The sequence below is a fragment of the Rhodobacter sp. P2_H5 genome (assembly GCF_056403335.1).
The window spans coordinates 1-630 of the sequence record NZ_JBFUFS010000131.1; the positions used below are offsets into that span (position 1 = coordinate 1).

The 630-nt window shown below is 61.2% G+C and carries 1 protein-coding gene; it reads right to left on the bottom strand.

Annotated features, from left to right (window positions below; translation table 11 throughout):
- A partial coding sequence (locus AC1DVR_RS23935) for a hypothetical protein (protein WP_478003113.1) occupies positions 1-630 on the bottom strand: 630 nt, incomplete at both ends.

The following is a 630-nucleotide window of genomic DNA, read 5'->3' on the forward strand; positions in this document are numbered from 1 at the left end:
ACAGCCCGAAATGCTCAACCTTCTGGGACGCGGTCTCCGCGCCCCAGACCCCATTCCGCTGCATGCCGAAGGCGGCAAAGGTCGATGTCTTGAAACTAAGGAGTTCGACCATCTCGTCATTCAATCGTTTGGGCGCAATGATGATGCCCGACTCTTCCGGCGTTCGCGCGGGAGAAGACTTGCGAACCGGCCCCGAGGCACAGCTGAAGCGAACAGCATATCGCTGACGAATGGCAGCCGCCTGATACCTGCGGTAATCCGTTGACCCACTGATGATCACCGTGCGGACCCAGTTCAGGATTTCCGCCTTCTCCTGACTTGGCCGTCGGTTGAAATCTTCGGGGAGGTGCCACGCCAAACGTCGCCGCTMAGACGGCGAGATGTCGTCCAGATCAAAGTCGCCTGGCGCTCGATCAGGGGTACCAGACAGGCCCAGAAAGTAGCCCGCCGGCAGCCGATAACGCCGCTCGATCCGCCCCAAGATTTCGAGGCTGATCGCGGCGCGCGGGACCTTCTTACCGCGCCCCCAACTGATCAGTGTGCTGCGATTGACGCCGTCCTCGGGTCGCACCACCGCGTTGTAAAGGTGGTAGATGGTTTCGCCATGACGGCGGGCGTGCAGCTGAAGGG